The sequence below is a fragment of the Rhodococcus sp. NJ-530 genome (genome assembly GCF_003860625.1).
GTDB classification, from domain to species: Bacteria; Actinomycetota; Actinomycetes; order Mycobacteriales; family Mycobacteriaceae; genus Rhodococcus_F; species Rhodococcus_F qingshengii.
The window spans coordinates 539,153-565,184 of the sequence record NZ_CP034152.1 but is presented as its reverse complement, the minus strand read 5'-3'; the positions used below and the strand labels follow the sequence as shown (position 1 = coordinate 565,184).

The window sequence follows — 26,032 nt, the reverse complement described above, 5'->3', positions numbered from 1 at the left end:
CGAAGCCTTACGAGTCTTTCTTCGCCGGAGCCTTCTTGGCGGCGGCCTTCTTTGCCGGGGCCTTCTTTGCGGCTGTTTTCTTGGCAGCGGCCTTCTTGGCCGGAGCCTTCTTGGCCGGAGCCTTCTTGGCTGCTGCCTTCTTCTTGACCGGGCCGCGCGCACGACGATCAGCCAGCAACTCCGACGCCCGAGCATCGGAAATGGATTCGACGTCGTCGTCCTTGCGAAGGCTGGCGTTGGTCTCGCCGTCGGTGACGTACGGACCGAAACGGCCGTCCTTGATCACCATCGGCTTCTCGCTGACCGGATCGACGCCCAACTCACGCAGCGGAGGCGTTGCCGACGCCTGACGCCCACGACGCTTCGGCTCGGCGTAGATCTTGAGGGCCTCGTCGAGCGTGACGGTGAACATCTGCTCTTCGTTGGCGAGCGAGCGTGAGTCCGTGCCCTTCTTCAGGTACGGACCGTAACGGCCGTTCTGCGCGGTGATCTCTTCCTTCGATTCGGGGTCGACACCCACGACGCGCGGAAGCGACAGCAGACGCAGCGCATCTTCCAAGGTGATCGTCGCCAAGTCCATGGACTTGAGCAGCGATCCGGTCCGCGGCTTGGGGCCTGCGACCTTCTTGGCAGCCTTCTTCGCAGGCGCCTTCTTGGCCGCGGCCTTCTTCACCGCAGTCTTGGTGCTGCCCGAGCTGATTTCTTCCGGCTCGGGAGCGGTGACGGGAACGATGTCCGGTTCCGGCTCGGCCGGCGGTTCGGGCAGGATCTCGGTCACGTAGGGACCGAAGCGGCCTTCCTTCGCGACGATCTCGTGGCCCGTCAGCGGGTCGACGCCCAGCTTGCGGCCCTCTTGAGGCGTCGAGAACAACTTCTCGGCGTACTCGGGAGTGAGCTCGTCCGGTGGCAGGTCATCGGGAAGATTTGCCCGCTGCGAGATCAAATCGCCTTCGGGATCGTCCGGGTTCTGAACCATGCGCTCGAGATACGGGCCGAACCGGCCGACGCGCACGTGAACCTCGCGGCCCTCGGCGTCGTCGAACAGTCGGATGGAGTTGACCTCGCGAGCGTCGATCTCCTCGAGATTGACACCGACCATCTTCTTCAGCCCGCCCTCGCGGGCGACCGAACCTTCAGCGCCTGTCTCGCCGCCGAAGTAGAAGCTGCTCAGCCAGTTGCCACGCTGCTCACGGCCACCGGCGATCGCGTCGAGATCGTCTTCCATTCCTGCCGTGAAATCGAAGTCGACCAGCCGGCCGAAGTGCACCTCGAGCAGCCCGATGACGGCAAACGCCACCCAGGACGGAACCAGCGCGCTGCCACGTTTGTAGACGTATCCGCGATCGAGGATGGTCTTGATGATCGACGAGTAGGTCGAAGGACGGCCGATGCCGAGTTCTTCGAGCGTCTTGATCAGGCTGGCTTCTGTGTAGCGAGCGGGCGGGTTGGTGCTGTGTCCGTCCGGATCGAGCTTGGTGGCCGTGACTTCCTGACCCTTGACCAGCACCGGAAGCCTGGATTCGGCGTCGTCGGACTGACCGCCGGCTTCTTCGTCGACACTTTCGACGTAAGCCTTGAGGAAGCCGGCGAACACGATGGTGCGACCCGAAGCGGAGAACGTGCAGTCCTCGCCGGTGCCTGCCGTGCCGGAGATGCGGAGCGTCAGCGTCGTACCGCGGGCGTCGGCCATCTGCGAAGCGACGGTCCGCTGCCAGATCAGTTCGTACAGCTTGAACTCGTCGGAATCGAGCTTGGAGTGCAGCTGACCCGGGGTCTGGAACACGTCGCCGGCGGGGCGGATCGCCTCGTGCGCTTCCTGCGCGTTCTTGACCTTGCGGGTGTACTGACGCGGCGTCGGATGCACGTATTCCGGACCGTACAACTCGGTGGCCTGCGCACGAGCGGCTGCGATCGCCGACTCCGAGAGCGTCGTCGAGTCGGTACGCATGTAGGTGATGTAGCCGTTTTCGTACAGACGCTGCGCGATACGCATGGCGCGCTCGGACGTGAAACGAAGTTTGCGTCCGGCTTCCTGCTGGAGCGTCGACGTCATGAACGGCGGGTAAGGCTTGCGGGTGTACGGCTTGTCCTCGGCGGAGGAAACCGTGAGGTCGACCCCCTGCAACGCCTCCGCGAGACGACGCGCGTATGCCTCGTCGAGCACGGTGACCGCGCTGCCCTTGAGCTTTCCGTCAGCTCCGAAATCGCGACCGGAGGCGACACGCGAACCGTCGACGGAGACCAGGCGCGCACCGAAACTACGCGGGCTCGCCTCTGCACCGGCGTCGAGCGTCGCGGAAATATCCCAGTACGACGCCGACTTGAACGCCATCCGCTCGCGTTCACGCTGGACGATGACGCGCGTGGCCACCGACTGGACGCGGCCGGCCGAGAGCTTCGGCATGACCTTCTTCCAGAGAACCGGGCTGACCTCGTAACCGTAGAGACGGTCGAGGATGCGGCGGGTTTCCTGAGCATCGACGAGGTCGGTGTCGAGTTCGCGGGTGTCTTCGGCAGCAGCACGGATTGCCGGCTCGGTGATCTCGTGGAAGACCATTCGACGAACCGGAATCTTGGGCTTGAGGGTCTCGAGGAGATGCCAGGCGATTGCCTCGCCCTCGCGGTCGGGGTCAGTTGCGAGGAAGAGCTCGTCGGCGTCCTTCAACAGAGACTTGAGTTCGGCGACCTTGCCCTTCTTTTCCGGGCTCACGACATAGAGCGGCTCGAAGTCGTGATCGACGTTGACGCCGAGACGGGCCCACGACTCGCCCTTGTACTTGGCCGGAACGTCCGCTGCGCCGCGCGGGAGGTCGCGAATGTGACCGACCGATGCCTCTACGACGTAGTCCTTACCGAGGTAGGGAGCGATTTTGCGCGCCTTGGTCGGTGACTCGACGATCACGAGGCGACGAGGGTTACCGGACGCTCCCTGACCGCTGCCGTTGTCCGCTTTAGCCACCTGCTGCCCGAGCCTTCCTTTGGACGTTCACTGCCGTCGGCAGATCTTCAGAACTAGACGTGTGGAGCAAGTTATACCCCGTGTCTCTCTTTACAGAGTGACATACCCGCAAGACATTCGTGCAGATCAGTACAGTATGGGCTCCGTCGGACACGCGGCATCAGCGCTGTCAGACGTGTGGCCAGGCGACAGAGGTGTCGACGTGTTTCGGCGCCTCACCGAGGTATTCGACGAGCTTTGTCAGTCTCTTCTTTCCCGACACACGGAGCCCCGGACCCGGTGTCCGGTTACCCAGTTGAGTCGGCGCGATACCAACCCTCATCAAGGCCTGAGCCAGCGGTGCGTGTGTCTCCTTCGCATGGGGGTCGAGGCCGAACACGAATCGTTCACCGCCTTCTTCGAGGCGGCCGGCGGCGACGGCCCACACTCGGAGTTGGCGAGAATTAGGAACCCACCCGACCGGCACCGCCTTCACTGCTCCCTTGGTCCATTGCACGGACAGCGGAAGGAGTGCGGGCGTCGACTGAGTTCGGACGAGTGGGCTGCCTTCTTCGCTACGCGTCACCTCGGCCCCGAGTCCGCACTGCGCGATCAACTCGGCAACGGCCTGCGCTCTCCAGTCTCGATCCACGACGATCGAGATCCGCGCGCGATCCTCCGAGGTCACGACCTGCCCCGGTCCGGCCAGCATTCCGGCAAGGTCCGTCACGGCAGGTGGAATCGACTCGGCAGAGAAAAAGGACAGTTGGCTCACAGAGTGAAACGTAAGCCACGAAGGTATCGACGGCATAGACGACCGGCCGTGGCCGAACAGCTGCGTGCATTCACCTCGGACAGGGAAAGTACTAACCCAGCCCGAAAAGATTTGTCCCCCACCGCACGGATGCGATGGGGGACAAATACTGTCCGAACTAATCGCTCAGCGAGTGAGCGGAAAAATCAGACCGCGCGAACGCCGGTAGCCTGGGGACCCTTGGTGCCTTGGCCGACCTCGAACTCCACACGCTGGTTCTCCTCGAGGGTACGGAAGCCGTTGCCCTGAATTTCGGAGTAGTGAACGAAGACGTCTGCGGAACCGTCTTCGGGAGCGATGAAGCCGAAGCCCTTTTCAGCGTTGAACCACTTCACAGTGCCCTGTGCCATGCTTTTCCTTCTCTTTCTAACACCGGATTCGGTGAACAGCCCTTACAGTCCACCGGGCCGGTTCCGACCGCTGTACGTCTTTATTTCCCCCTCAGGAAAGGCAGAGCACCGCGCCCGCAACAACGATCCTGCGAGCGTGCACTTTCTCAAGCCTACGAACACAGAAGCTGCGACCGATTGTCAGTCAACCATGTTCTCCGCGTGCACAACAGTCGAAAAGGGAACTAAAAACGTTAAAAGTTCGCTACGAGAAAAACAGCCCACGATCGTGGTTTCCCGCGCGCGCGCCGAGCACCCGGTTCCACCAAGACCGCCGACCGTTGCGTATCATCAAAACTGCAGGTAGCGACAGTTTCCGATTGCCGCCACACCCCAACGCCGAGCCCGGAGAGTCACGTGAACGCACCTTCCCCGATCCCCGCCCCGGGAGGGAAGCCTGGCGAGACCTACGGGCAGATGCTGCTCGATCGGGTCGTCGCCGGGGTCAGTGGAAGCGAAAAACCACTGATGTTCACCGCGCAGTTACCTGCTCGCGTAGCCGAGTTCACCGAATGGCCGGAGTGGGTGCACCCCAGCGTCGTACGTGCGCTCGCCGAGCACAGCGTGCGGTCCCCGTGGATCCACCAGAGTGAGGCCGCCGACCTCGCTCACGAGGGAAAACACGTGGTCGTGGCCACCGGTACGGCGTCGGGTAAGTCACTGGCGTACCAACTCCCGGTGCTGACGGCCATGGCGACCGATCCGCTCGCAACTGCCCTGTACCTCTCCCCCACCAAAGCGCTGGGCTCGGATCAACTGCGAGCAGTGCTGTCCCTCACCGACTTCGACGTCGAACTTCGCAGCACGAACGCCAGTGCGTACGACGGCGACACCTCGCAGGAACTCCGCACTTGGGCACGTGAGAACTCACGCTGGCTCTTCACCAACCCCGACATGATCCACATTTCTCTGCTCAGAACCCATCAGCGATGGGCACACTTCTTCCGCAACCTGAAATACGTGATCATCGACGAATGCCACTCCTACAGGGGAGTCTTCGGATCCAACGTCGCGCTCGTGATCCGGCGATTACGCAGAATTGCAGCCCGTTACGGCGCCGAACCCACCTTCATCCTGGCCAGCGCGACCACAGCAGATCCCGGCGCGGCGGCCTCGCGGCTCATAGGCGCACACTGCACCGAGGTCACGGAAGACGGATCGCCGCACGGCCCACGCACCGTCGCCCTGTGGGAACCACCGCTACTGGAGGCATTGACCGGCGAAAACGGTAGCCCGGTACGACGTCCCGCGGGCGCGGAAGCCGCGCGGATCATGGCCGACCTCATGATCGAAGGCGCCCGCACTCTCACCTTCGTCCGCTCCCGCCGCGGCGCCGAGCTGACCGCGATGGCCACCAAACGTCTACTCGCCGAGGTGGACCCGGACCTCGCCGAGCGAGTCGCGTCGTATCGCGCCGGATATCTGGCCGAGGACCGTCGCGAACTGGAAGCTGCGCTCGCCGACGGCACGCTGCTGGGCGCAGCCACCACCAACGCGCTGGAGCTCGGCGTCGACATCGCAGGCCTCGACGCCGTTGTCGTGGCAGGCTTCCCGGGGACCGTTGCCTCGTTCTGGCAGCAGGCCGGTCGCTCCGGGCGACGCGGCGAGGGTTCACTCGTCGTGTTGATCGCCCGCGACGATCCACTCGACACCTACCTCGTTCACCATCCGTCAGCGGTACTCGACAAACCCGTCGAGGCGACGGTGACAGATCCCGGAAATCCGTACGTCCTGGGACCACAACTTCTCTGCGCTGCAATGGAACTCCCACTTTCCGATGCCGAGGTGGACGCGTTCGGGGCTCGCGAGGTTCTGACGAGACTGTCCGAGGAAGGCAGGATCCGGCGCCGAAAGCACGGATGGTTCGTCACCGCCGATTCGAACCCCCACGGCTCTTTGGACATTCGCGGCGGCATCGGAACTCAGGTGGCCATTGTCGACGGGGAATCCGGCCGGATGCTGGGCACTGTCGACGCGGGCCGCGCTCCGGCCACAGTTCATCCCGGCGCCGTGCACATCCATCAAGGCGAGACCTACGTCGTCGACGAACTGGACCTCGACGTCGGACTCGCATTGGTACACACCGAGAATCCGGACTGGACCACCTCGGCCCGCGAGACCACCGAAATCACGATCACCGAACAACTCGAGCACAAGAACTACGGCGACATCGCCGTCGCTCTCGTCCAGGTCGAGGTGACACATCAAGTCGTCGGATACCTACGACGGTTGACTTCGGGTGAAGTCCTCGACTCGATCGAACTCGACATGCCCGCACACACTTTGCCCACCAGGGCAGTGATGTACACGGTCACGCCGGAACTCCTCGAATCCATCGGGGTCCCGCCCGAACGGTTCCCCGGATCACTGCATGCCGCCGAACATGCCGCAATCGGCCTGCTGCCACTGGTGGCGATCTGCGACCGCGGAGACATCGGCGGAGTGTCCACCGCGATGCACGCGGACACCGGACTCCCGACCGTCTTCGTCTACGACGGTCATGCCGGCGGCGCCGGGTTCGCCGACCGAGGGCACAGCGAACTGTCCCGATGGCTCACCGCGACGCGCGACGCCATACTGTCCTGCGAATGCGCTCACGGTTGCCCGTCCTGCGTCTATTCACCCAAGTGCGGCAACGGAAACGACCCACTCGACAAAGACGGCGCGGTCAAGGTTCTGACCGCCGTCATCGACACCATCAGCTGACCGGACCCGCACGCGCGTAAGCCTGCGCATCCCCGATCCCGAAGCCCGACAACAACACCGGTGCGCGTATCTCGACCAATACATCCCACCCCTGCACCTCGCACTCCGCGAGCACCGTACGCATCCGCTCCGCGATCACCGCGGACATCTCACACGCCGACTCGTCACCGCCGTCCAAGGCGCCCGCACCGCCGAGAGCCGAAAGATCAGCGGCCGACTGAGCCGTGTGCCGAGCCACCACTGCGGAACCGACATGCAGCATCCCACCGGTCAACATCACGATCGCCGCCAGAACGCAGCACGCCAGAACCGTGGCAACACCTTCGTCGTCACGTAGGTTCACTCCTCCTCCACTCCCGACTCCACAGCTGCCACCGCCTCGGAAGAAATGTCGACCAACGGCAGCAACGCACTCTCGGCGCTGACAACGGCCACCGCAAAGCCGTCGACGATCTCCACCGAGATCGACGCATCTTCGGGTGCGATCCGGCGGGCCGTGGTGACCGCAGACTCACGATCACCACGTGCCACCAACCGCGCGGCCTCACGAGCGGCGTCGACACACCGAACCTGCATCGACACCGCCAGGACTCCACCGACACACAGCACGACCACCGTGACGATCGAAGCCAGAGCAATCGCGGCCTCCACCGTCACGGCGCCGTCGTCGGCTTGCCGAATACCTCTCGTGGACAACATCACACAGCTGTCTTGAGCGCCTTGTCGATGATGCCTGTCAGCGCCGAGACAATGGAGTCGCCAGTGACAACCGTGTACAGGACGGCACCGAATGCGGCAGCCGCAATCGTGCCGATCGCATACTCCGCGGTGGACATGCCGTCGTCCTCGGCAACCAACAGCGCAAATCTGGCCGACACCGTCCTCAACGTCTTCGAAATCATTTCTCCCCCTTCAATCGAAACCTGTGGCAGCACTTCTGCCGCAGGAGCTTTCACTCGGATCCGGCTCACAGCAGGCCGTTACCGAGCACAGTCGTGGCAAGCCCGATCACCACCGGGACGATGCCCAAGGCGATGAACGCCGGCAGGAAACACAGCCCGAGTGGACCGCTGATCAGCACTCCCGCGCGTTCGGCTGCGGCAGCAGCAAGATCCTCGGCGTCACCTCGACTGCGCTCGGCGAGTTCGGCCATGGACGAGGACAGCGACGAACCCGAACGGGCGGAACGCCGAGCCATTCTGGCGAGCGCCTCGGTATCGGGATCGAGAGCGGCTTCGCTCCACGCGGCGTCGGGATCGGCACCGAGCGCCAGAAGGTCGGCGACGCGACGAAGCGAGTCGGCCATCGGTTTCGGTGCCGTCGACGCCATCGCTGTGATCGCGGCGGAGACGGGAAGCCCCGCTCGTAGGCAGGCCCCGAGAAGGTCGAGACTTGCGGCAACTGCGAGTGGATCCGGCTTGTCCGGGACTGGAACCGAATCTTCTGTTGTTGTGTCCGCGAAGAGAATTTCTGCCGCCCTGGCCGAAGCACCGCGACGAGCGGGAATGATCGCGAACGCCAACGCCATCATCGCCACGGATGCCCAACTCACGACGTGACCTTCGCAGTTATCCGGTCGGTCCAGAGCAGACCAGCTGAGACACAAGCGGTTCCGATCACCAGGAGCACGCCGCCGAGCCCACCTCCGAACAGCACGCGCAGCGGCGAAGCACCCATCAATTGCCCGAGACCGATCCCCAACAGCGGGAGAAAGGCCAACACCGCAGCGGTCGCCCGAGCGCCCGCCAACCCGGCCTCGGTACGCTGACGAAAGCGTCTACGTCCCAACATATCCGTCCGGACGGCGCCGAGTAGTTCCGCCAGTGCCAGCCCGTGTTGGTCGGCGACCCGCCAGACGGATCCGATGCGGGAGAACTCACGCTCGATGCACGAATCCGGTACCGCGAAGGCCGCTGCGGCAGAACCACCGAGACGCGCCCTGGCCCCAGCGGAACGGAATACGGCACTCACTTCTCCGGTACATTCCTCGCCTGCAACAGAACTGGCCGCTGCAGGATGCGCGCCGACGCTCAGCTCGGCGATCAGCACCTCCAGACCGGAGAGCAGCATCTTCTGTGAGAGATCCCGGGTTTCGGCTGCATTCGCGCGTCGGCCACGGAGGATCAGGGTCCCGGCGAGGACGACAGCCGCACACCCTGCCGGAAGACCTCCGAGGATCCACGCGGCCGAAATCGCGAGAAATGCGGCGACGAACTGCCACGGAATCTGCCGGGAGGGCTTGCGGACGCTCGGGGTGTACGTGGCGAGCCGAGCACGTGAATCCCGCACCGGCGCAATCGAGACCGCCAACGCGAAGGCCAAGAGGGAAACCGTCACGTCCCGACCTCTCGATTGCGAAGCCGGAACATCCGCTCGAGCCGCTCACGACCCGAACCGCCGTCCGGCCACGCCTGCATGATTCGTACATACCCGTCCGCACCGCGGTCGATGACACCGATCTGTTCGAGACGCCTCGATCCGTCAGCCAATCTGTGCACGTGCAGGATCACTTGAACTGCCGCGGCAAGTTGACTGTGCAACGCGTGGCGATCCATACCGCCGAGCGCCGCCAACGCCTCGAGTCTGGCCGGCACCTCTTCTGGCGAATTGGCGTGAACGGTGCCGGCGCCGCCGTCGTGGCCGGTGTTCATCGCCGTGAGCAGATCAGTCACCTCTGCGCCGCGGACCTCACCGACGACGATGCGATCGGGACGCATTCGTAGTGCCTGCCGAACCAGATCGCGCACCGTCACCTCTCCGACGCCCTCGACGTTGGGAGCTCTGGCGACGAGCCGGACGACGTGCGGATGCGGCGGCGCCAGTTCGGCCGCGTCCTCGACACAGACGATTCGCTCGCGCGGGTCGACCGCGCCGAGCATGGCGGACAACAACGTGGTCTTTCCCGCACCGGTCCCGCCGATCACCAGAAAAGCCAAGCGACAAGAAATGATGCGATTTAGGAGCTCCCGCGCGTCCGGTTCTACGGCGCCGTGGGCGGACAGGGCGTCGAGACCCTGGGTCGCGGGCCGCAACACTCGCAGTGACACGCAGGTTCCACCCTGGGCCGCGGGTGCGAGTACGGCATGAAGTCGTACCCCGAAGTGCCCGTCGCCGACGCCCCGCAGGCGGCCGTCGACCCACGGTTGGGCGTCGTCGAGGCGTCGACCTGCCGACAGTGCCAACCGCTGCGCCAGTCGACGCACGGCTGCCTCGTCGGTGAACCGGACCCCCGACCTTTCGAGGCCGACCCCGCGGTCCACCCAGACCTGATCCGGCGCGGTCACCAGTACGTCGGCGACCCCGGGTTCGTGCAGTAGAGGTTCGAGCGGCCCCGCGCCTGTCAGTTCCGTCTGGAGCACCCTGACGACCTCCAACAGATCCGTGTCCGCCAGAACGCCGGAGGACTCGGCTCGCACGGCATCGGCAACGGTGGCCGCCGTCGGCTCGGCGACCGACGACGCCGTCAATCGCTCGCGAACTCGGTCGAGCAGTTCGGCCGTGACCAACGCACTCATGCCGCAGCCCCGCGCGGGCGTGCGCCGGATTCGACGGCGTCGAGTACCGCTGTTGCCGCCACACTCAACGGACAACCGCGGGTCAATTCGAGGCCACCACGCTCGAGCATCGGCGCCAGCGATCGGTGGCCGCGCATCACGGCCGTCAGGGGCAGGCCGAGCATGTCTGCCACATCGGCGCCGCGTAGGCCTCCCGGTGCCGGCCCACGCACGACGAGACCGACGTTGGAGTTGTGTCGCACCACCCAGGCTCCGACCTTCTCGGCCGCGACGCATGCGGCCACGGTGGCCGGAACCACCACGAGCACCGAATCCGACATCTCCAACACGGCCTGACCTACCTCGCTGGGATGCCGTGGCACGTCGCAGACCACGAGCCCGCCGGAACTGCGACCTGCGTCAAGCACGGCGCGAACGGCGGTCACTGTCGGACCGTCGATCTCCCGGCGACTGCTCGCCAGAACCCTCAGAAACTTCCCCTTCGCCGGCAGTGCATCGCGCAGCGCCTCCGGGGACAACCGCCCGCCCTCGACGGTCAGTGCACCCCAACGTAATCCGGGAGCAGTCTCGATACCTAACAGCACGTCGGCGCCGGAACCGAGTGCGTCGACGTCCACCAACAGCGTCGGGACGTGACGTGCCGCCGACGTCAACGCGACTGCCGCAGCAGTTGCCGAGGCTCCGCCGCCGCCACAACCACCCACCACGCTCACGACGGTGCCGTCACCACTGACGTCTACGTGGTCGGCCAGAACTGCGACCAGCGCGTTCTCTTCCTCGGGCAAGGACAGAACGCTGTCAGCTCCGATCGCGGTGGCGCTCTTCCAATCGTCGACGGTCGGTGTGCCGTCGCATACGAGGAACACTCGCGTTCGCTTGGGGGAACGAGCCAGAGCATCTCGCGCCGCCGACGCGTCCAGTACCACCGCCGAGGCCCGGTTCCACTGTTGCCGGGACACGGGATGTTCGGCCTCGTCCAGCCGGCGGTCCACCGCGGCAGCGACGCGTCGCACGCTCGCGAGGATTTTCGCGTCGTCGACGAGAACCAGAATGGGAGCGCCGGATTCCCGAGAGTTGATCGTCGTGTTCATGTCTGCAGAGCCTGAACGAGCTCCGTCACCGAAAACAGTGGGCCGAACAACCCTGTGGACAACTGGGAGGTTGTGGAGAAACAGGCCTGAGACAGAGGACGACCCCCGCCAATGGGGGGAGGAGGCGGGGGCCGTCTGAGTTCAGCCCCGGGGGGTCGGGCTGAACTAGTTCGAACGAATCGAACAGCAACGATCTTACACCCGCCATCGGCGAGAAATGCAAGCCTGAGCTGCACTGAACTGCTGTTTTTCGCCGAAAGAGGACGCTTGCCGAAGAGCACACGAACCGCCTGTCGGACTATCCTCAATCCTGTGACCGACAAGCCTGCGAACGGACTGAATACCGGGCGGACAGCCGCTTTCTTCGATTTGGACAAAACGATCATCGCGAAGTCGAGCACCCTGGCGTTCAGCAAGCCATTCTTCGCACAGGGTCTGATCAATCGACGCTCGGTTCTCAAGAGCAGCTATGCGCAATTCCTGTTTCTACTGTCCGGCGCCGATCACGATCAGATGGAGCGCATGCGCGAGCATCTGACGGCGATGTGTGCGGGCTGGGACGTGGAACAGGTGAAGGCCGTCGTCGCGGAGACTCTGCACGACATCGTCGATCCACTCGTCTTCGCCGAGGCGGCCGATCTGATCGCAGATCACAAGCTGCGTGGACACGACGTCATCGTCGTGTCTGCTTCGGGTGAAGAGATCGTCGCACCGATCGCCCGCGCCCTCGGCGCCACCCATTCCGTCGCGACGTCGATGAGGGAGGAAGACGGCCACTACACCGGCGAGGTGGACTTCTACTGCTACGGCCCCGGCAAGGTCGAAGCCATGGAAAAACTCGCCGCGGAGTACGGTTACGACCTCGCCGCCAGTTACGCCTACTCCGACTCGGTGACGGATTTACCCATGCTCGAGGCTGTCGGACATCCGACCGCAGTCAACCCCGATCGAGCGTTGCGCAAGGAAGCGGCCGTAAACGGTTGGCCCATACTGACTTTCTCGAATCCGGTCTCACTTCGTGCCCGATTGTCGGCCCAGTCCACGACCACGGTGGCTACTACCGCTGCGGTGGGAATCGCAGCTCTGGTGGCCGGCGCCATGACCTTCGGGCTACTGCGCCGGAAACGCTGAAATCCAAGGCCCACAAACAAAAATTGGTACTTGCTGTGAGCCCGGACACAGGGTACAAAGGAGTTACGGAAGAACGGAAGGCCAGGAACGGCTCGGAAGAGAAGGACCGTTTCCCCAACCGAAATTCCTAGCACGGGCACTAGGGCACCCACGCGGAGCACAAGCCACTATAAGGGCAGAAGCGTTGTGGGCCTGCGAGATTCGTTCAATTTGAGCGAGGACCCCGCACAGGTTGAGGGGACGACCTCAGAAAGTGCGATCCCTCGCCGAGGCCACCCACACAACCCACCGAGCACGCTTGGTAACGAGTAGTCCGTGCTGACGGGCGGCGAAGTCGATTTATCGGCAGCGCCGCCCGTTCGTTATGTTCCGGCAGGGGCAATTTGCCGGACTATCCGGTAGCGGCGTCGGCAATCGAAGTCGCCTCTCGCGCACCGGCTTCGAGAGCACCACAGCACAGAATCACCCAGCTGCCGACGCCCGACGGATTTCCCGAAGCGAATCCTGCCGCGCCGTCCGTGTACGCCTGTGGCCGCCGAAGCCAACTGACCTCGGGGACCCCGAGATTGTGCGGATCCAGCCCCGACGAGACCGCAACCAGACGCGAGGCCGCGCGGGCGACGATGCCGTCAGCGGTGCCGAACGGGCTCAGCGCCAAGAGTTCTCCGTGTACGACGGCCGCCAGAACAGGTGCCGGTGCACTGGTTCCGCCTGTAACGAGTTGGGCGAGAGCGTCCAACCGCTCCCCCACTCCGCGATCCGACCGTGGCCGCCCCAGTTGATCTGCGTCCTCGACGAGATCCGCCGCGGCCAACAGGTGCAGCCGGGCCAAAGCCTGAAGTGGGGCGCGCTTCCACGTCGACTCCATGAGCGGAAGGCTGTCGCCGTCGAGAGCCTGAGCCACGCGCAGAGCACCCGCGAGAATCGGGTCACCGGCCATGCCCTCGGCCGGCAATTCGGTGGTGCCTCCGGCGAGCGATGCGGAGGCTCGCGCAGCGCGAACCGCGGCTTCGGCGGCAGTCGTGGGCCAACCGCGACGGTTGGTCTTGTGCCGATGAACCTCACCCAGAGCGTCGCGCGCATGGTCGGCGGCGGCGCGTACGCCTGGAAGATCGACGAGGGGCTGCAAGGGGTCCGTCACGATCAACGACGGTACCCTTGCAGCCCCTCTGCGGACTTGCCTACCTACCTGTTGCGTCAGCTTCCCAGCTTGATGGACCCACCGGGAATCGCGTCGAGCAACTTGCGGGTGTAGTCCTGTTGCGGATTACCGAACACGTCGTCGATCGGTGCCGATTCGACGATCGAGCCACGCGACATCACCAACACGTTGTCCGCGATCTGACGAACCACGGCCAGGTCGTGCGTGATGAAGAGGTACGTCAACCCGAACTCTGCCTGCAGGTCGTTGAGCAGGGTCAAGATCTGATCCTGCACGAGCACGTCGAGAGCGGAGACCGCCTCGTCGCAGATCACGACCTCCGGTTGCAAGGCCAGTGCTCGCGCGATGGCGACGCGCTGACGTTGTCCACCGGAGAGTTCGTTCGGGAACCGACGCATGACCGACTGCGGTAGACCCACCTTGTCGAGAAGTTCGCGGACGCGAGCCTCACGCTCGGCTTTGGTCCCGACCTTGTGGGTACGCAGCGGCTCCTCGATCGTGCGGTAGATCGAGTACATCGGGTCGAGTGTGCCGTAGGGGTTCTGGAAGATCGGCTGCACTCGTCGACGGAACGCAAATGTTTCCTTCGCACCGAGCTTCGACACGTCCTGACCGTCGAAGACCACGTTGCCTGCAGTGGGCTCGAGCAGACCGAGGACCATCTGTGCGACCGTCGACTTACCGGAACCCGATTCACCGACGATCGCCGTCGTGGTTCCGCGGCGGACCTTGAAGGACACGTCGTTCACGGCTGTGAAGTCGGTGGTCTTGCGGAAACCCTTGCGCAGCTTGAACACCTTGGTCAGATGATCGACGACAAGAACGTCGTCGGTCGCCTTGCCGAAGGACTCTGCCGCAGTTTCCTCGGCCTTGACTGCTTCGGCGACCTCTTCCGCCTGTTCTCGAATCTCGGCGCGCACCACCGACGAGCTGAGTCGCTTCGACGCCAACGACGGCGCAGCAGCGACCAGCTTCTGCGTGTACGGATGCTGTGGACGCTTCAGAATCTCCAGTGCCGGACCGGATTCGACGATACGACCCTTGCTCATCACGATCAGATGCTCGGCGCGCTCGGCGGCCAGGCCCAGATCGTGAGTGATGAGAAGAACGGCGGTGCCGAGTTCCGTAGTCAGACCGTCGAGGTGGTCGAGGATCTGACGCTGGACGGTGACGTCGAGCGCCGACGTCGGCTCGTCCGCGATCAGGAGTTTCGGACGAGCGGACAACCCGATCGCGATGAGTGCGCGCTGACGCATACCGCCCGAGAACTCGTGCGGGTACTGTCCCAACCGGCTCTCGGCTTCGGCGAGGCCGGCCTCCTCGAGCAGTTCGGCGGCCCTAACCTTGGCTGCCTTGCCCTTGGCAATTCCGTTGGCGGCCAGAGCTTCCTCGATCTGGAAGCCCACTTTCCACACGGGATTCAGATTCGACATCGGGTCCTGCGGAACCAAACCGATCTGGCTGCCTTGGATGTGGACGAAGTCCTTCTCCGAAAGTTTCGAGATGTCCTTGCCGTCGAAGATGATCTCGCCTGCCGTCACCTTGCCGGTGCCGGGAAGCAGATTGATGATCGAGTGCGCGGTGGTGGATTTACCGGAGCCCGATTCGCCCACGATGGCGACCGTCTGACCCGGATACACGGTCAGGCTGACGCCTCGAACTGCCGGAACCGGACCGGAATTGGACTGGAACGACACCTCGAGATCACGAATCTCGAGCAACGGAGTTTCCTCCGAGGTGAGAGTTTCCTTGGTGGTCATCGTGCTCACCGCTTCCGCGACTTGGGATCGAGGGCGTCGCGCAGAGCGTCACCCATCATGATGAATCCGAGGACGGTGATCGCCAAAGCCGTTGCCGGGTAGAACAGAATGGTCGATCCCTGACGCAGCGTCACCTGAGCGTTGCTGATGTCGCCGCCCCACGAAACCTCGGTGGACGGAAGTCCGATACCGAGGAAGGACAGCGTCGCCTCGGCGACGATGTACGTGCCGAGCGAGATGGTGGCCACCACGATGATGGGCGCCAACGAGTTCGGGATGACGTGGCGGATCAGTGTCTTGAGCTTCGAGACACCCAACGCTTCCGAAGCCATGACGTAGTCGTTGTTCTTCGCCGAGATCACCGCGCCTCGAGCAATTCGTGCCATCTGCGGCCAACCGAAGAGTGCCAGGACGCCGACGACGGTCCAGATGGTGCGATCGGTGAACAGCTGCATCAGAACGATGGCAGCGAGGATCAGCGGGATACCGAAGAAGATGTCGGCGACGCGGGAGAGAATCGAATCGGTCCAGCCGCCGTAGAACCCGGACAGTGCACCGAAGATCACTCCGATCACCAGCACCGACGCCGTGACGCCGACGCCCACGAGTACGGATGCGCGAGCACCGTAGATGGTGCGCGAGTACACGTCACAGCCCTGGCGGTCGAAACCGAACCAGTGGCCGGAGGTCGGTCCCTGCATGCTGTAGGTGAGGTCGCAGAACCGCGGATCGGTACTCGTGAACAAGCCCGGAAACGCTGCGATGACGATGACCGCGAGGATGATGATCGTCGAGATGATGAACAGGGGGCGCTTGCGCAGATCGCGCCACGCGTCGGTCCACATGCTCGTCGGCGCCTGATCGAGTTTGACGGCGTCCGTCTCCCCCGGTGCCGCAACTTCGGGCGGTGCCACGAAATGACTTTGCCGGACGGCGCGTCCGGTCTTCACGGTCTCAGACATAGCGGATCCTCGGATCGAGCGCGGCGTACAAGAGGTCGACGAGCAGATTTGCGATCAGGTAGATCACGATGAGAATGGTGACGAACGAAACCACCGTCGGCGCTTCACCTCTGGTCACGGCCTGGTAGATCGTGCCGCCGACGCCGTTGATGTTGAAGATGCCCTCGGTGACGATGGCGCCGCCCATCAACGTTGCGAGGTCGGCGCCCAGGAACGTGACCACGGGGATCAGCGAGTTGCGCAACACGTGCACGCGAACCACTCGTCCACGGGAAAGTCCCTTGGCGGTGGCAGTGCGCACATAGTCGGCACTCAGGTTCTCCGCCACGGACGTTCGGGTCAGTCGCAGGACGTAGGCGAACGAGACCGAACCCAGAACCAGGGCGGGGAGCAGGAGATTCTTGAAGCTGGTGTTGCCACCGACCGTCGGCGGGACGATGCCCCATTTGACGCCGATGAAGAACTGAGCCAGGAAGCCGATCACGAAGATCGGGATGGCGATGAGAACGAGGCTGAACAGCAGGACGGTGCTGTCGAAGAATCCGCCCTTACGCAGGCCGGCGATGAGGCCGAAGCCGACACCGAAGACGGTCTCGACGATCAGTGCCATGAAGGCAAGTTTCATCGTGATCGGAAATGCCTGTGCCAGAACTTCACTGACAGGTCGTCCGGAGAACGACGTGCCGAAGTCCAGCGTGAAGATGCCCTTCAGGTACAGCAGGTACTGCTGATAGAAGGGGAGATCGAGGTGGTAGCGCTCCCGAAGCTGTGCTGCCACAGCCGGACTGAGCGCCTTGTCGCCCGCCAACGCGGCAATCGGATCACCGGGAAGCAGGAAGACCATGGCGTAGATCAGAAGAGTGGCCCCGAGAAAAACCGGGATCATTTGAAGCACTCGGCGACCGATGTACCAGAGCATCGGATCACCTCCTTGTCGATGATCGTGTACGTCAGCGGACAGTCCGGTGTGAACACGAGTTCGGGACGGCAGGCAGGGCGCCTGCCGCCCCGAACTCACGTTTCAGATGCGGATCGTTCTACGCGTCAGTTCTTTTCGATGTCTTCGTAGACCGGAATGCCGTTCCAGCTGATGGTCACGTTGGAAACGTTCTCCGACCATCCACTGGCTGCGTTGCGGTACCACGTCGGAATTGCAGGCAGGTCCTTGAGCAGCACTTCCTGAGCCTGATCGAGCAGTTCCTGAGCCTTCGCCTTGTCCGTCTGGCCGGCCGATTCGCGCAGGAGGCGGTCGAACTCGGGGTTGGAGTACTCACCGTCGTTGGAGCTGCCGCCGGTCTGGTAGTTCTGCGCCAGGAAGCCGTACTGCTGCGGGTAGTCACCCTGCCAGCCGGAGCGGAACGCGCTCTGGATGGTGCGGTCGGTGGCTTCGGTGCGGATCTGCGCAAAGGTGGCGTACTGCTTGCCCTTTGCGTCGATGCCGAGCGTGTTGCGGATGCTGTTCGCCGTGGCGTCGACCCATTCCTGGTGTCCGCCGTCGGAGTTGTATCCGATCTCGAAGCTGCCGGACCACGGAGCGATGGCGTCGGCCTTGGCCCAAGCGGCCTTGGCTGCCTCGGGGTCGAACTTCAGGTTGCCGTTACCGGTCAGCGAGTCGTTCCAACCCTCGATTGCGGGGCTGGTGAAGTCGAGTGCAGGCGTCCTGGTCTTGTTGAAGATCTGCTGCGTGATCTGATCGCGGTTGATCGCCATCGAGATCGCCTGACGGCGGAGCATGCCCTCTTCACCACTGAAGTGCGCCAGGCGCCCCGGGATCGTGAACGTCTCGATGGTTGCCGACGGCTGGTTGACCGTGCGACCGGCAAGATCCGACTCGAAGGTCGTGACCGCGCTCGGCGGGACCTGGTCGAGAACGTCGACGTTGTTGGCGAGGAGATCCGTGTACGCCGTGTCGAGGCTGTTGTACATGATGAAGTCGACGCCGGCGTTCTTCGGCTTGCGGTTGCCGTTGTAGTCCGGGTTCACGACCGTGTCGATGCGGACGTTGTGCTGCCACGCGCCGGCGCCGTCGAGCTTGTACGGGCCGTTGCCGACCGGGTTCTCGCCGAATGCGGTCATGTCCTTGAACGCGACCTCGGGCAGCGGGTAGTACGCCGTGAAACCGAGGCGATCGGGGAACGCCGACTCGGGCTGCTTGAGTTCGATGGTGAAGGTGGAGTCGTCCACAACCTTCAGACCCGACATCGTCTGAGCCGTCGGAACCTCGGCGGCAACTTCGTCGTAGCCCTTGATCGGATCGAAGAACGATGCCTGGATCTGAGCGTTGGTGGAGAGGGCTCCGAAGTTCCACGCGTCGACGAACGACTTCGCGGTGACGGGGGTGCCGTCCGTGAAGGTCCAACCGTCCTTGAGCTTGACGGTGAAGTTCTGACCGTCGGTGCTCTCGATGGACTCGGCAACCTCGTTCTCCGTGCCACCGTCGGCGGTGTACGAAACGAGACCGGCGAACAGGGAGTCGAGGACGCGGCCGCCCTGGTTCTCACTCGTGTTCGTGGGAATCAACGGGTTCTGGGGCTCGCCCGCCCAGGCGTTGACGACACCGCTGGACGATCCGCCCGACGAATCGCCGGACGAACATGCCGTGATCAGCACTGCCGTCATTCCGAGCGCGACCGCGCCGGTCGCTATGCGTGAGATACGCAAAGGAATTCCTTCCACATCTAAGTGACCCCGAGCATGCTCGCGGCCTGCCGACAGCCGTAACTGCCGGCGTCGTGTCGCCTACAACTGAAAGTGAACGTGACTTCGAGTTGTGGTCGAATAATGGTTTGACAATAGACACATCCGACGCGGGGCGCGCATCGCACCCATTGTCCGCAATTCCGAGGGAAATCTGTCCGCGCCCATTCACTCGTCGGCGGAAGCGACCACCCGTCGCATCAATTCGACCGATCGTCGCAGGACAACGGGTTGCAACGTGATGCAACGGTGCGTTTACGCGAGCTTGTGACTACCCTCACACGGAGTCAGAAAAGTGTCGATCAAAGTGGAAAGAAGGCCGTCAGCCATGACAAGCGCAGCCGAAACAGACGTCCCCCAGGCATATCCGCCGAGCGCAGAGTTCGCTGCGGCCGCCAATGCGGGACCGGAGTTGCAGGCTGCCGCAGATACCGACCGCCTCGCTTTCTGGGCGAATCAGGCTGAGCGCCTTCACTGGCACGAGAAATGGACCGACGTCCTCGACTGGACCGACGCCCCCGTCGCCAAGTGGTTCGTCGGCGGAAAACTCAACGTCGCCTACAACTGCGTCGACCGCCACGTCCTCGCCGGCAACGGCGACCGCGTCGCCATTCACTTCGAAGGCGAACCAGGCGATTCCCGGGATCTGACCTACAACGACCTCCTCGCCGAAGTCAGCCGCGCCGCAAACACTTTCACCGACCTCGGCCTCGTCGCCGGTGACCGCGTAGCGATCTACATGCCGATGATCCCCGAAGCGATCGTCACCATGCTCGCCTGCGCCCGCCTCGGCCTGACCCACTCGGTCGTCTTCGCCGGATTCTCCGCCACCGCCCTACGCTCGCGCATCGACGACGCCCAAGCCAAGCTCGTCGTCACCGTCGACGGCCAGTGGCGACGCGGCGCCGCAGCACCCATCAAAACAGCGGTCGACGAATCCGTCGCCGGCGCCGACTCCGTCCAGAACGTGTTGGTGGTCAACCGGACCGGCATCGACGTCGAGTGGACCGACGGCCGCGACCTGTGGTGGCACGAGACCGTCGCGGCGGCCTCGCCCGAGCACGAGGCGCAGGCCTTCGACGCCGAACATCCCCTGTTCATCCTCTACACCTCCGGCACCACCGGAAAGCCCAAGGGCATCATCCACACCTCCGGCGGCTACCTCACCCAGGCGTCGTACACCCACCACAACGTCTTCGATCACAAAGCGGGACAAGACGTCTACTGGTGCACCGCCGACATCGGCTGGGTCACCGGGCACTCCTACATCGTCTACGGACCCCTCTCGAACGGTGTCACCCAGGTCGTCTACGAAGGCACCCCCAACTCCCCGAACGAGCACCGCCACTTCGACATCATCGAGAAGTACGGCGTCTCCATCTACTACACCGCCCCCACCCTCGTGCGGACGTTCATGAAGTGGGGCCGGGAAATCCCCGACGCCCACGACTTGTCTTCGATCCGTTTGCTCGGATCTGTGGGCGAGCCCATCAACCCCGAAGCGTGGCGCTGGTTCCGCGACGTCATCGGCGGCAACAAGGCCCCCATCGTCGACACCTGGTGGCAGACCGAGACCGGCGCGATCATGATTTCCCCGCTGCCCGGTATCACCGCCACCAAGCCCGGATCCGCGATGGCACCGCTGCCCGGTATCTCCGCCAAGATCGTCGACGACGACGCCAAGCCCCTCGGCCCCGGCGGCAACGGCTACCTCGTCCTCGACGAGCCGTGGCCGGCGATGCTCCGCGGCATCTGGGGCGACATGGACCGCTACCGCGACACCTACTGGTCCCGCTACGCCGAAGAAGGCTGGTACTTCGCCGGTGACGGCGCCAAGTACGACGACGACGGCGCACTCTGGGTCCTCGGCCGCGTCGACGACGTCATGAACGTCTCCGGTCACCGCATCTCCACCTCCGAAGTGGAATCAGCACTGGTGAACCATCACGGAGTCGCCGAAGCCGCCGTCGTCGGTGCCGCCGACGAGACCACCGGACAGGGCATCGTCGCGTTCGTCATCCTCCGTGAAGGCGTCGAGAACACCGGCGACGTCCTCATCGCCGAACTCAAGGCTCAGGTCTCCACCGACATCAGCCCCATCGCCAAACCGCGTCAGATCACGATCGTGCCGGAACTGCCGAAGACCCGGTCCGGCAAGATCATGCGCCGCCTCCTGCGCGACGTCGCCGAAGGCCGCGACCTCGGAGACACCTCGACCCTGGTCGACCCCAAGGTATTCGACGCAATCCGCGGCAAGTAGGGCCTTCGGCCCCGTGCGCCTTTTTGGTAGTCCCCACTACCGGAAAGGCGCACAGGGGCGGAGCCCCTCTCGCAACTTCACTTCCTCTTTCGGCGTCAGCCAGGACTCCTCGGCTACGCGAATGTCTGCGGCAACCCGCTTGTGCAAGGACTTTCCGCGCGAGGAGAGAAACACGCGTACCTTTCGGCGATCGTCCTCACCGACCTCGCGATAGATCAGCGCAAGCGAGACCAACTTGTCCGCAACTCGCGTCAGCGTCGGAGCCGGTGTTCCCGTCCGATCGCGCAGCTCAGCCATCGTCAGCCCCTCGGTCGACGCCAGGGCTTCGAGCGTCATCCAGTGATCGAGAGTGAGATTCTCAGCCGCCAGCGCTTTCTCCGCTGCTGCCGCGGCCATTCGAGCCGCTCGGACCAGCGCGGTCGTCAGCGAAGCATCAAGAATTCCGGAGTCACTTTTTCCCACTGATCGCTCCCCCGCTGTTGCGTACTTCACACTTCTCGGGCAATACTTTCAAATGAAATGATAGTAACCCAGGCCAGGCCGCTGACTTCCGATTCCGGCGGCGACGCATGAGCGCTACCGGCGCGCTCGAACGCGCGCGCGGCGCCGTGTGGCGCCTGGGCATGGTGCTTCCCCTCCAGGGACCTGCCGGACTGTTCGGCCCCTCCTGCGAAGCAATCAGCGAATTGGCCGCCCGCGACCTCAACAAATCCGGTGGCGTACTGGGACGCGAAGTCCAGATCGAAGTGATCGACGGCGGCGCGACGCCGAGTGCCGTCGCCGCCCGCGTGGGACAACTACTCGACGCAGGCGACATCGACGCGGTCAGCGGCTGGCACATCTCCTCGGTGCGCCATGCGCTTGCGCCCGTGGTCGCGGACCGCATTCCGTACTCGTACACCTCGCTCTACGAGGGCGGCGAGGTCAGGCCCGGCATCTACTGCTCGGGTGAGACACCACGTCAGCAGATCGCGCCGGCGCTGAAGTGGCTGCGCGACAACGTCGGAGCGCGTAAGTGGTTTGTCGTCGGGGACGACTACATCTGGCCGCACAGCTCTCTCGGAGCCGTGAGGCAATTCGCCACCGAACTCGATCTCAGCCTTGTCGGCGGTTCGTTTGTCGACCTCGGGCGCGGAAACATGAAGCAGTTGGTCGAGACCGTCTCGAACTCCGGTTGCGACGGCGTGATCATGCTCCTCGTCGGCCAGGACGCCGTCGATTTCAACCGCGCCTTCGCCCGCCGCGGCCTCGACGAGTCGATGATCCGGTTCAGCCCGTTGATGGAAGAGAACATGCTGCTCGCGAGCGGGCCGAGGGCAACCCGCAACCTGTTTGCCTCCGCCGCGTACTTCCGTTCGATGGTCGACGGCAACTCCATGGATCTTCTCGGGCGCTACGTTGCACTGCACGGCGCGCACGCTCCGGCGCTGAACAATGCCGCCGAATCGTGTTACGAAGGGATACATACCCTTTCGGCCCTGGTTCGACGCGCCGACAGCACACATCCGCGTGACCTGGACGCCGTCGTCGAGGGTGCCGCGTACGACGGGCCTCGCGGAACCGTCGAGTTTCGTGATCGTGTTGCACGGCAGAAGATTCAGCTCGCCGTCGCCGACGGACTCGACTTCTCGATCATCGCAACGCTCTGAGGTTTTCCCTGAGATCTCCCTCTTGACTTCTGTGGCGCGCATCACTTAGTTTCATTTGGAATCATTTCATTTGAAAGTAACCCGTCCCGAAGTAACCGTCCCGAAGTAACCGGAGGTGCCCGATGGGCAGTGTTGGTTTGCTTTACGTGGGAGCCGTCCTCTTCGTCAACGGACTGATGCTGCTCGGCACAGTTCCCGTTCGATCCGCCTCGGTCCTCAACCTCTTCGTCGGCGCACTTCAATGCGTCGTCCCCACCGTCATGTTGATTCAGGCTCAGCGAGATTCGAGTGCCGTCCTGGCGGCCTCAGGGCTCTACCTGTTCGGATTCACCTATCTCTACGTGGGCATCAGCAATCTCGCCGGCTTCGAGCCGGAAGGAATCGGGTGGTTCTCGCTGTTCGTCGCGTGCGCCGCGCTCGTGTACTCCTTCCTCTCTTTCACAGTGAGCAACGACCCCGTCTTCGGGGTCATCTGGCTCGCATGGGCAGCGCTGTGGACGCTGTTCTTCCTGGTACTCGGGCTCGGCCGCGAGAATCTCAGTCGCTTCACCGGCTGGGCAGCGGTCCTTCTGAGCCAGCCCACGTGCACGGTCCCCGCATTTCTGATCCTGACCGACAACTTCCACACCACACCCGCCGTCGCGGCCGGTTGGGCCGGAGCGCTTCTGGTTCTCCTGGGCCTGGCCAAGATCCTCGCTGCACCCAAAACCGCAGTACCCCAATCCCGTCCAGTCTTCAACTGATCGACACAACCAAGGAGTGAAAGACAATGCGACACGGTGACATCTCCTCGAGCAACGACACGGTCGGCGTAGCAGTGGTCAACTACAAGATGCCCCGCCTGCACGATCGCGCCGGCGTCCTCGAGAACGCGCGCAAGATCGCCGACATGATGATCGGCATGAAGACCGGCCTCCCCGGAATGGATCTGGTGGTCTTCCCCGAATACTCCACGCAGGGAATCATGTACAACGAGGAGGAGATGTACGCGACAGCAGCCACCATCCCGGGCGACGAGACCGCGATCTTCTCCGCAGCGTGCCGCGAAGCCGACACGTGGGGAATCTTCTCCATCACCGGCGAACAGCACGAAGACCACCCGAACAAGCCCCCGTACAACACGTTGATCCTCATCGACAACAAGGGCGAGATCGTTCAGAGGTACCGAAAGATCCTGCCCTGGTGCCCCATCGAAGGGTGGTACCCGGGAGACACGACGTATGTCACCGAAGGCCCGAAGGGGCTGAAGATCTCGCTCATCATCTGCGACGACGGCAACTACCCGGAGATCTGGCGCGACTGCGCGATGAAGGGTGCAGAACTGATCGTCCGTTGCCAGGGATACATGTACCCCGCCAAGGACCAGCAGGTGATGATGTCCAAGGCAATGGCCTGGGCCAACAATTGTTATGTGGCAGTTGCCAATGCGGCCGGATTCGACGGCGTCTACTCCTACTTCGGACACTCCGCGATCATCGGATTCGACGGCCGGACGCTGGGTGAAACCGGCGAAGAAGAATACGGAATCCAGTACGCGCAGCTTTCCGTCTCAGCCATTCGCGACGCACGCGAGAACGATCAGTCCCAGAACCACATCTTCAAACTCCTCCATCGCGGCTATTCCGGTGTCCACGCAGCAGGTGACGGAGACAAGGGCGTCGCGGACTGCCCGTTCGAGTTCTACAAGCTGTGGGTCACCGACGCCCAGAAGGCTCAGGAACGCGTCGAGGCCATCACCCGAGACACAGTGGGTGTAGCGGATTGTCGCGTCGGAAACCTGCCGGTCGAGAAGACAATCGAAGCGTAAGGATCTCACTGTGCCTTATATCACCGACATGCTCCATGACCGGAACAGTGCAGCACCACCGGCCGAGGAACGAACCGAACCCGTACCGGTCGGGGCCTTCGACGCTCGCAAGCTCTCGAAAGCCCTGAGTTCCAAGATCGTCGGACAACAGGCCGCCGTCGACGCAGTGGTTCGTGCGATTTCGATCGCGCATGTCGGTGCCACGGATCCGACGCGTCCGCTCGCAAACATCCTTCTCGTTGGCCCGACCGGCGTCGGCAAGACGGAATTGGTGCGGCGCGTGGCCGCAGAACTACGGTCAGGACCCGATGATCTGTGCCGCATCGACATGAATGCTCTTGCGCAAGAGCATTATGCGGCGTCATTCTCCGGGGCTCCACCTGGATATGCCGGTAGCAAGGAGTCCTTCACGCTGTTCGACAAGAACACCGTCGAGGGCGATCCGTACACCCCCGGAATCGTCCTGTTCGACGAAGTGGAGAAGGCCGACCCCACCGTGCTGCGTGCGCTCCTGCAGGTCCTCGACAACGGCGAACTCCGGTTGGCGAACGGTCAGCAGAAGATCTCGTTCCGCAACAGCTACGTGTTCCTGACCTCGAATCTCGGCTCTGCTGCGGTGGCAGAACGTCGGCGATCTCACCTGCGGCAGCTCGCCGATCGCGTCCGGATCGATCGACCGCGCCATGGTCATCATCTGGTGCAACGCGCGTTGGAGAAGTTCTTCGACCCCGAATTCTTCAACCGCATCGACGAAACCGTGATCCTCGACGAGTTCGACGAACAGACCGCGGAACAAGTGACCCGTCTCGAGATCGAACTGATCACGACTCGGTTGGCCAGGAGAGGCATCGACGTCGAGGTGGAGGACAGCGCCGTCGCCCTGTTGCAACGGCGCGGGTTCGACCCGGTGTACGGAGCACGTGGCCTGCGCCGGACCATCCGGAACGTCTTGGCCGACCCGGTGGCCGCCGCCGTTCTCGACCTTCGGCCGGTCGGGACGCAACCACTCGCCTTGCAGGCGCGGGCAGTTGGTGATCAGATACAGGTAAAGAAAGTCCCATGAGTGCTCGCTCACGTTGCGGATCGAATCCGCAACGTGGGCGACACATTTCAAACATGTCCGCGTAACGCCACCTCCCTAGGTTGGGTGC

The 26,032-nt window shown here is 63.6% G+C and carries 23 protein-coding genes; 7 read left to right on the top strand and 16 right to left on the bottom strand.

Going from position 1 to position 26,032, the window contains the following annotated elements:
• Window positions 1-7: 7 nt before the first annotated feature.
• The 3 genes from topA to EHW12_RS02625 all read right to left on the bottom strand — a co-directional run bounded on the left by topA (window position 8) and on the right by EHW12_RS02625 (window position 4,102).
• Window positions 8-2,959, bottom strand: coding sequence for a type I DNA topoisomerase (gene topA / locus EHW12_RS02635; protein ID WP_125050250.1), 2,952 nt, complete (start codon window positions 2,957-2,959; stop codon window positions 8-10).
• Between the two features lie 169 nt (window positions 2,960-3,128).
• On the bottom strand, window positions 3,129-3,713 hold the full coding sequence (locus EHW12_RS02630; RefSeq protein ID WP_003946106.1) for a hypothetical protein: 585 nt from the start codon (window positions 3,711-3,713) through the stop codon (window positions 3,129-3,131).
• A 185-nt stretch (window positions 3,714-3,898) separates the two neighbouring features.
• Entirely contained in the window at window positions 3,899-4,102 is a 204-nt protein-coding gene (locus tag EHW12_RS02625; RefSeq protein ID WP_003946117.1) for a cold-shock protein, read from the bottom strand.
• A 456-nt stretch (window positions 4,103-4,558) separates the two neighbouring features.
• On the opposite strand from EHW12_RS02625, the gene EHW12_RS02620 reads away from it, so the two are divergent.
• Window positions 4,559-6,847 (top strand): DEAD/DEAH box helicase, encoded by a 2,289-nt coding sequence (locus tag EHW12_RS02620; protein WP_125052516.1) that lies wholly within the window; start codon window positions 4,559-4,561, stop codon window positions 6,845-6,847.
• Here the strand turns inward: EHW12_RS02620 and EHW12_RS02615 are convergent.
• The 7 genes from EHW12_RS02615 to ssd form a co-directional block, all read right to left on the bottom strand.
• Window positions 6,840-7,190 (bottom strand): Rv3654c family TadE-like protein, encoded by a 351-nt coding sequence (locus tag EHW12_RS02615; RefSeq protein ID WP_050655289.1) that lies wholly within the window; start codon window positions 7,188-7,190, stop codon window positions 6,840-6,842. The genes EHW12_RS02620 and EHW12_RS02615 overlap by 8 nt on opposite strands.
• The gene (locus tag EHW12_RS02610; protein WP_050655290.1) at window positions 7,187-7,546 is read right to left on the bottom strand and encodes a TadE family type IV pilus minor pilin; all 360 of its coding nucleotides are present in this window, start codon (window positions 7,544-7,546) and stop codon (window positions 7,187-7,189) included. Before EHW12_RS02610 ends, EHW12_RS02615 begins: the two co-directional genes overlap by 4 nt.
• On the bottom strand, window positions 7,546-7,749 hold the full coding sequence (locus EHW12_RS02605; protein WP_007732448.1) for a DUF4244 domain-containing protein: 204 nt from the start codon (window positions 7,747-7,749) through the stop codon (window positions 7,546-7,548). The genes EHW12_RS02610 and EHW12_RS02605 overlap by 1 nt, the downstream gene beginning before the upstream one ends.
• A 65-nt stretch (window positions 7,750-7,814) precedes the next feature.
• Entirely contained in the window at window positions 7,815-8,399 is a 585-nt protein-coding gene (locus EHW12_RS02600; protein WP_007732447.1) for a type II secretion system F family protein, read from the bottom strand.
• Window positions 8,396-9,184, bottom strand: coding sequence for a type II secretion system F family protein (locus tag EHW12_RS02595; protein ID WP_007732446.1), 789 nt, complete (start codon window positions 9,182-9,184; stop codon window positions 8,396-8,398). Before EHW12_RS02595 ends, EHW12_RS02600 begins: the two co-directional genes overlap by 4 nt.
• Window positions 9,181-10,362: a TadA family conjugal transfer-associated ATPase gene (locus EHW12_RS02590; protein ID WP_125050249.1), complete on the bottom strand. Its 1,182-nt coding sequence runs from the start codon at window positions 10,360-10,362 to the stop codon at window positions 9,181-9,183. The genes EHW12_RS02595 and EHW12_RS02590 overlap by 4 nt, the downstream gene beginning before the upstream one ends.
• Window positions 10,359-11,453, bottom strand: coding sequence for a septum site-determining protein Ssd (ssd, locus tag EHW12_RS02585; RefSeq protein ID WP_125050248.1), 1,095 nt, complete (start codon window positions 11,451-11,453; stop codon window positions 10,359-10,361). The genes EHW12_RS02590 and ssd overlap by 4 nt, the downstream gene beginning before the upstream one ends.
• 312 nt (window positions 11,454-11,765) lie before the next feature.
• On the opposite strand from ssd, the gene EHW12_RS02580 reads away from it, so the two are divergent.
• The gene (locus EHW12_RS02580) at window positions 11,766-12,584 is read left to right on the top strand and encodes an HAD-IB family hydrolase (RefSeq protein WP_003946123.1); all 819 of its coding nucleotides are present in this window, start codon (window positions 11,766-11,768) and stop codon (window positions 12,582-12,584) included.
• 391 nt (window positions 12,585-12,975) lie between these two features.
• Here the strand turns inward: EHW12_RS02580 and EHW12_RS02575 are convergent, their stop codons facing one another.
• From EHW12_RS02575 to EHW12_RS02555, 5 genes are all read right to left on the bottom strand, one after another.
• Window positions 12,976-13,725, bottom strand: a complete 750-nt coding sequence (locus EHW12_RS02575) for an oxidoreductase (RefSeq protein WP_125050247.1) — start codon at window positions 13,723-13,725, stop codon at window positions 12,976-12,978.
• Window positions 13,726-13,781: 56 nt separating this feature from the next.
• Window positions 13,782-15,506 (bottom strand): ABC transporter ATP-binding protein, encoded by a 1,725-nt coding sequence (locus EHW12_RS02570; protein WP_125050246.1) that lies wholly within the window; start codon window positions 15,504-15,506, stop codon window positions 13,782-13,784.
• A gap of 5 nt (window positions 15,507-15,511) precedes the next feature.
• A complete protein-coding gene (locus EHW12_RS02565; protein WP_003946092.1) occupies window positions 15,512-16,468 on the bottom strand; it encodes an ABC transporter permease in 957 nt (318 codons plus the stop codon).
• A complete protein-coding gene (locus EHW12_RS02560) occupies window positions 16,461-17,387 on the bottom strand; it encodes an ABC transporter permease (protein ID WP_003946101.1) in 927 nt (308 codons plus the stop codon). The genes EHW12_RS02565 and EHW12_RS02560 overlap by 8 nt, the downstream gene beginning before the upstream one ends.
• A gap of 125 nt (window positions 17,388-17,512) precedes the next feature.
• A complete protein-coding gene (locus EHW12_RS02555; RefSeq protein WP_037132624.1) occupies window positions 17,513-19,129 on the bottom strand; it encodes an ABC transporter substrate-binding protein in 1,617 nt (538 codons plus the stop codon).
• 364 nt (window positions 19,130-19,493) lie between these two features.
• On the opposite strand from EHW12_RS02555, the gene acs reads away from it, so the two are divergent.
• On the top strand, window positions 19,494-21,425 hold the full coding sequence (gene acs, locus EHW12_RS02550) for an acetate--CoA ligase (protein ID WP_037132608.1): 1,932 nt from the start codon (window positions 19,494-19,496) through the stop codon (window positions 21,423-21,425).
• Between the two features lie 36 nt (window positions 21,426-21,461).
• Here acs and EHW12_RS02545 read toward each other — a convergent pair whose 3' ends face one another.
• Entirely contained in the window at window positions 21,462-21,887 is a 426-nt protein-coding gene (locus EHW12_RS02545) for a MarR family transcriptional regulator (protein WP_125050245.1), read from the bottom strand.
• Between the two features lie 107 nt (window positions 21,888-21,994).
• On the opposite strand from EHW12_RS02545, the gene EHW12_RS02540 reads away from it, so the two are divergent.
• The 4 genes from EHW12_RS02540 (at window position 21,995) to EHW12_RS02525 (ending at window position 25,944) form a co-directional block, all read left to right on the top strand.
• Complete coding sequence (locus tag EHW12_RS02540; RefSeq protein WP_125050244.1) at window positions 21,995-23,074, top strand: substrate-binding domain-containing protein; 1,080 nt, start codon at window positions 21,995-21,997, stop codon at window positions 23,072-23,074.
• Between the two features lie 122 nt (window positions 23,075-23,196).
• Window positions 23,197-23,817, top strand: a complete 621-nt coding sequence (locus tag EHW12_RS02535) for an AmiS/UreI family transporter (RefSeq protein ID WP_125050243.1) — start codon at window positions 23,197-23,199, stop codon at window positions 23,815-23,817.
• A 26-nt stretch (window positions 23,818-23,843) separates the two neighbouring features.
• Window positions 23,844-24,881, top strand: coding sequence for an aliphatic amidase (locus EHW12_RS02530; RefSeq protein ID WP_003946093.1), 1,038 nt, complete (start codon window positions 23,844-23,846; stop codon window positions 24,879-24,881).
• 10 nt (window positions 24,882-24,891) lie between these two features.
• Window positions 24,892-25,944, top strand: a complete 1,053-nt coding sequence (locus EHW12_RS02525; RefSeq protein WP_042446695.1) for an AAA family ATPase — start codon at window positions 24,892-24,894, stop codon at window positions 25,942-25,944.
• Window positions 25,945-26,032: the final 88 nt, after the last annotated feature.

What these genes read in the sequence shown, in the direction of transcription:
- EHW12_RS02625 (WP_003946117.1), bottom strand. Translation starts at nt 4,102, where the DNA reads ATGGCACAGGGCACTGTGAAGTGGTTCAACGCTGAAAAGGGCTTCGGC.
- EHW12_RS02535 (WP_125050243.1), top strand. Translation starts at nt 23,197, where the DNA reads ATGGGCAGTGTTGGTTTGCTTTACGTGGGAGCCGTCCTCTTCGTCAAC.
- EHW12_RS02570 (WP_125050246.1), bottom strand. Translation starts at nt 15,506, where the DNA reads ATGACCACCAAGGAAACTCTCACCTCGGAGGAAACTCCGTTGCTCGAG.
- EHW12_RS02560 (WP_003946101.1), bottom strand. Translation starts at nt 17,387, where the DNA reads ATGCTCTGGTACATCGGTCGCCGAGTGCTTCAAATGATCCCGGTTTTT.
- EHW12_RS02620 (WP_125052516.1), top strand. Translation starts at nt 4,559, where the DNA reads ATGCTGCTCGATCGGGTCGTCGCCGGGGTCAGTGGAAGCGAAAAACCA.
- EHW12_RS02610 (WP_050655290.1), bottom strand. Translation starts at nt 7,546, where the DNA reads ATGTTGTCCACGAGAGGTATTCGGCAAGCCGACGACGGCGCCGTGACG.
- EHW12_RS02590 (WP_125050249.1), bottom strand. Translation starts at nt 10,362, where the DNA reads ATGAGTGCGTTGGTCACGGCCGAACTGCTCGACCGAGTTCGCGAGCGA.
- EHW12_RS02540 (WP_125050244.1), top strand. Translation starts at nt 21,995, where the DNA reads ATGAGCGCTACCGGCGCGCTCGAACGCGCGCGCGGCGCCGTGTGGCGC.
- ssd (WP_125050248.1), bottom strand. Translation starts at nt 11,453, where the DNA reads ATGAACACGACGATCAACTCTCGGGAATCCGGCGCTCCCATTCTGGTT.
- EHW12_RS02530 (WP_003946093.1), top strand. Translation starts at nt 23,844, where the DNA reads ATGCGACACGGTGACATCTCCTCGAGCAACGACACGGTCGGCGTAGCA.
- acs (WP_037132608.1), top strand. Translation starts at nt 19,494, where the DNA reads ATGACAAGCGCAGCCGAAACAGACGTCCCCCAGGCATATCCGCCGAGC.
- EHW12_RS02565 (WP_003946092.1), bottom strand. Translation starts at nt 16,468, where the DNA reads ATGTCTGAGACCGTGAAGACCGGACGCGCCGTCCGGCAAAGTCATTTC.
- EHW12_RS02605 (WP_007732448.1), bottom strand. Translation starts at nt 7,749, where the DNA reads ATGATTTCGAAGACGTTGAGGACGGTGTCGGCCAGATTTGCGCTGTTG.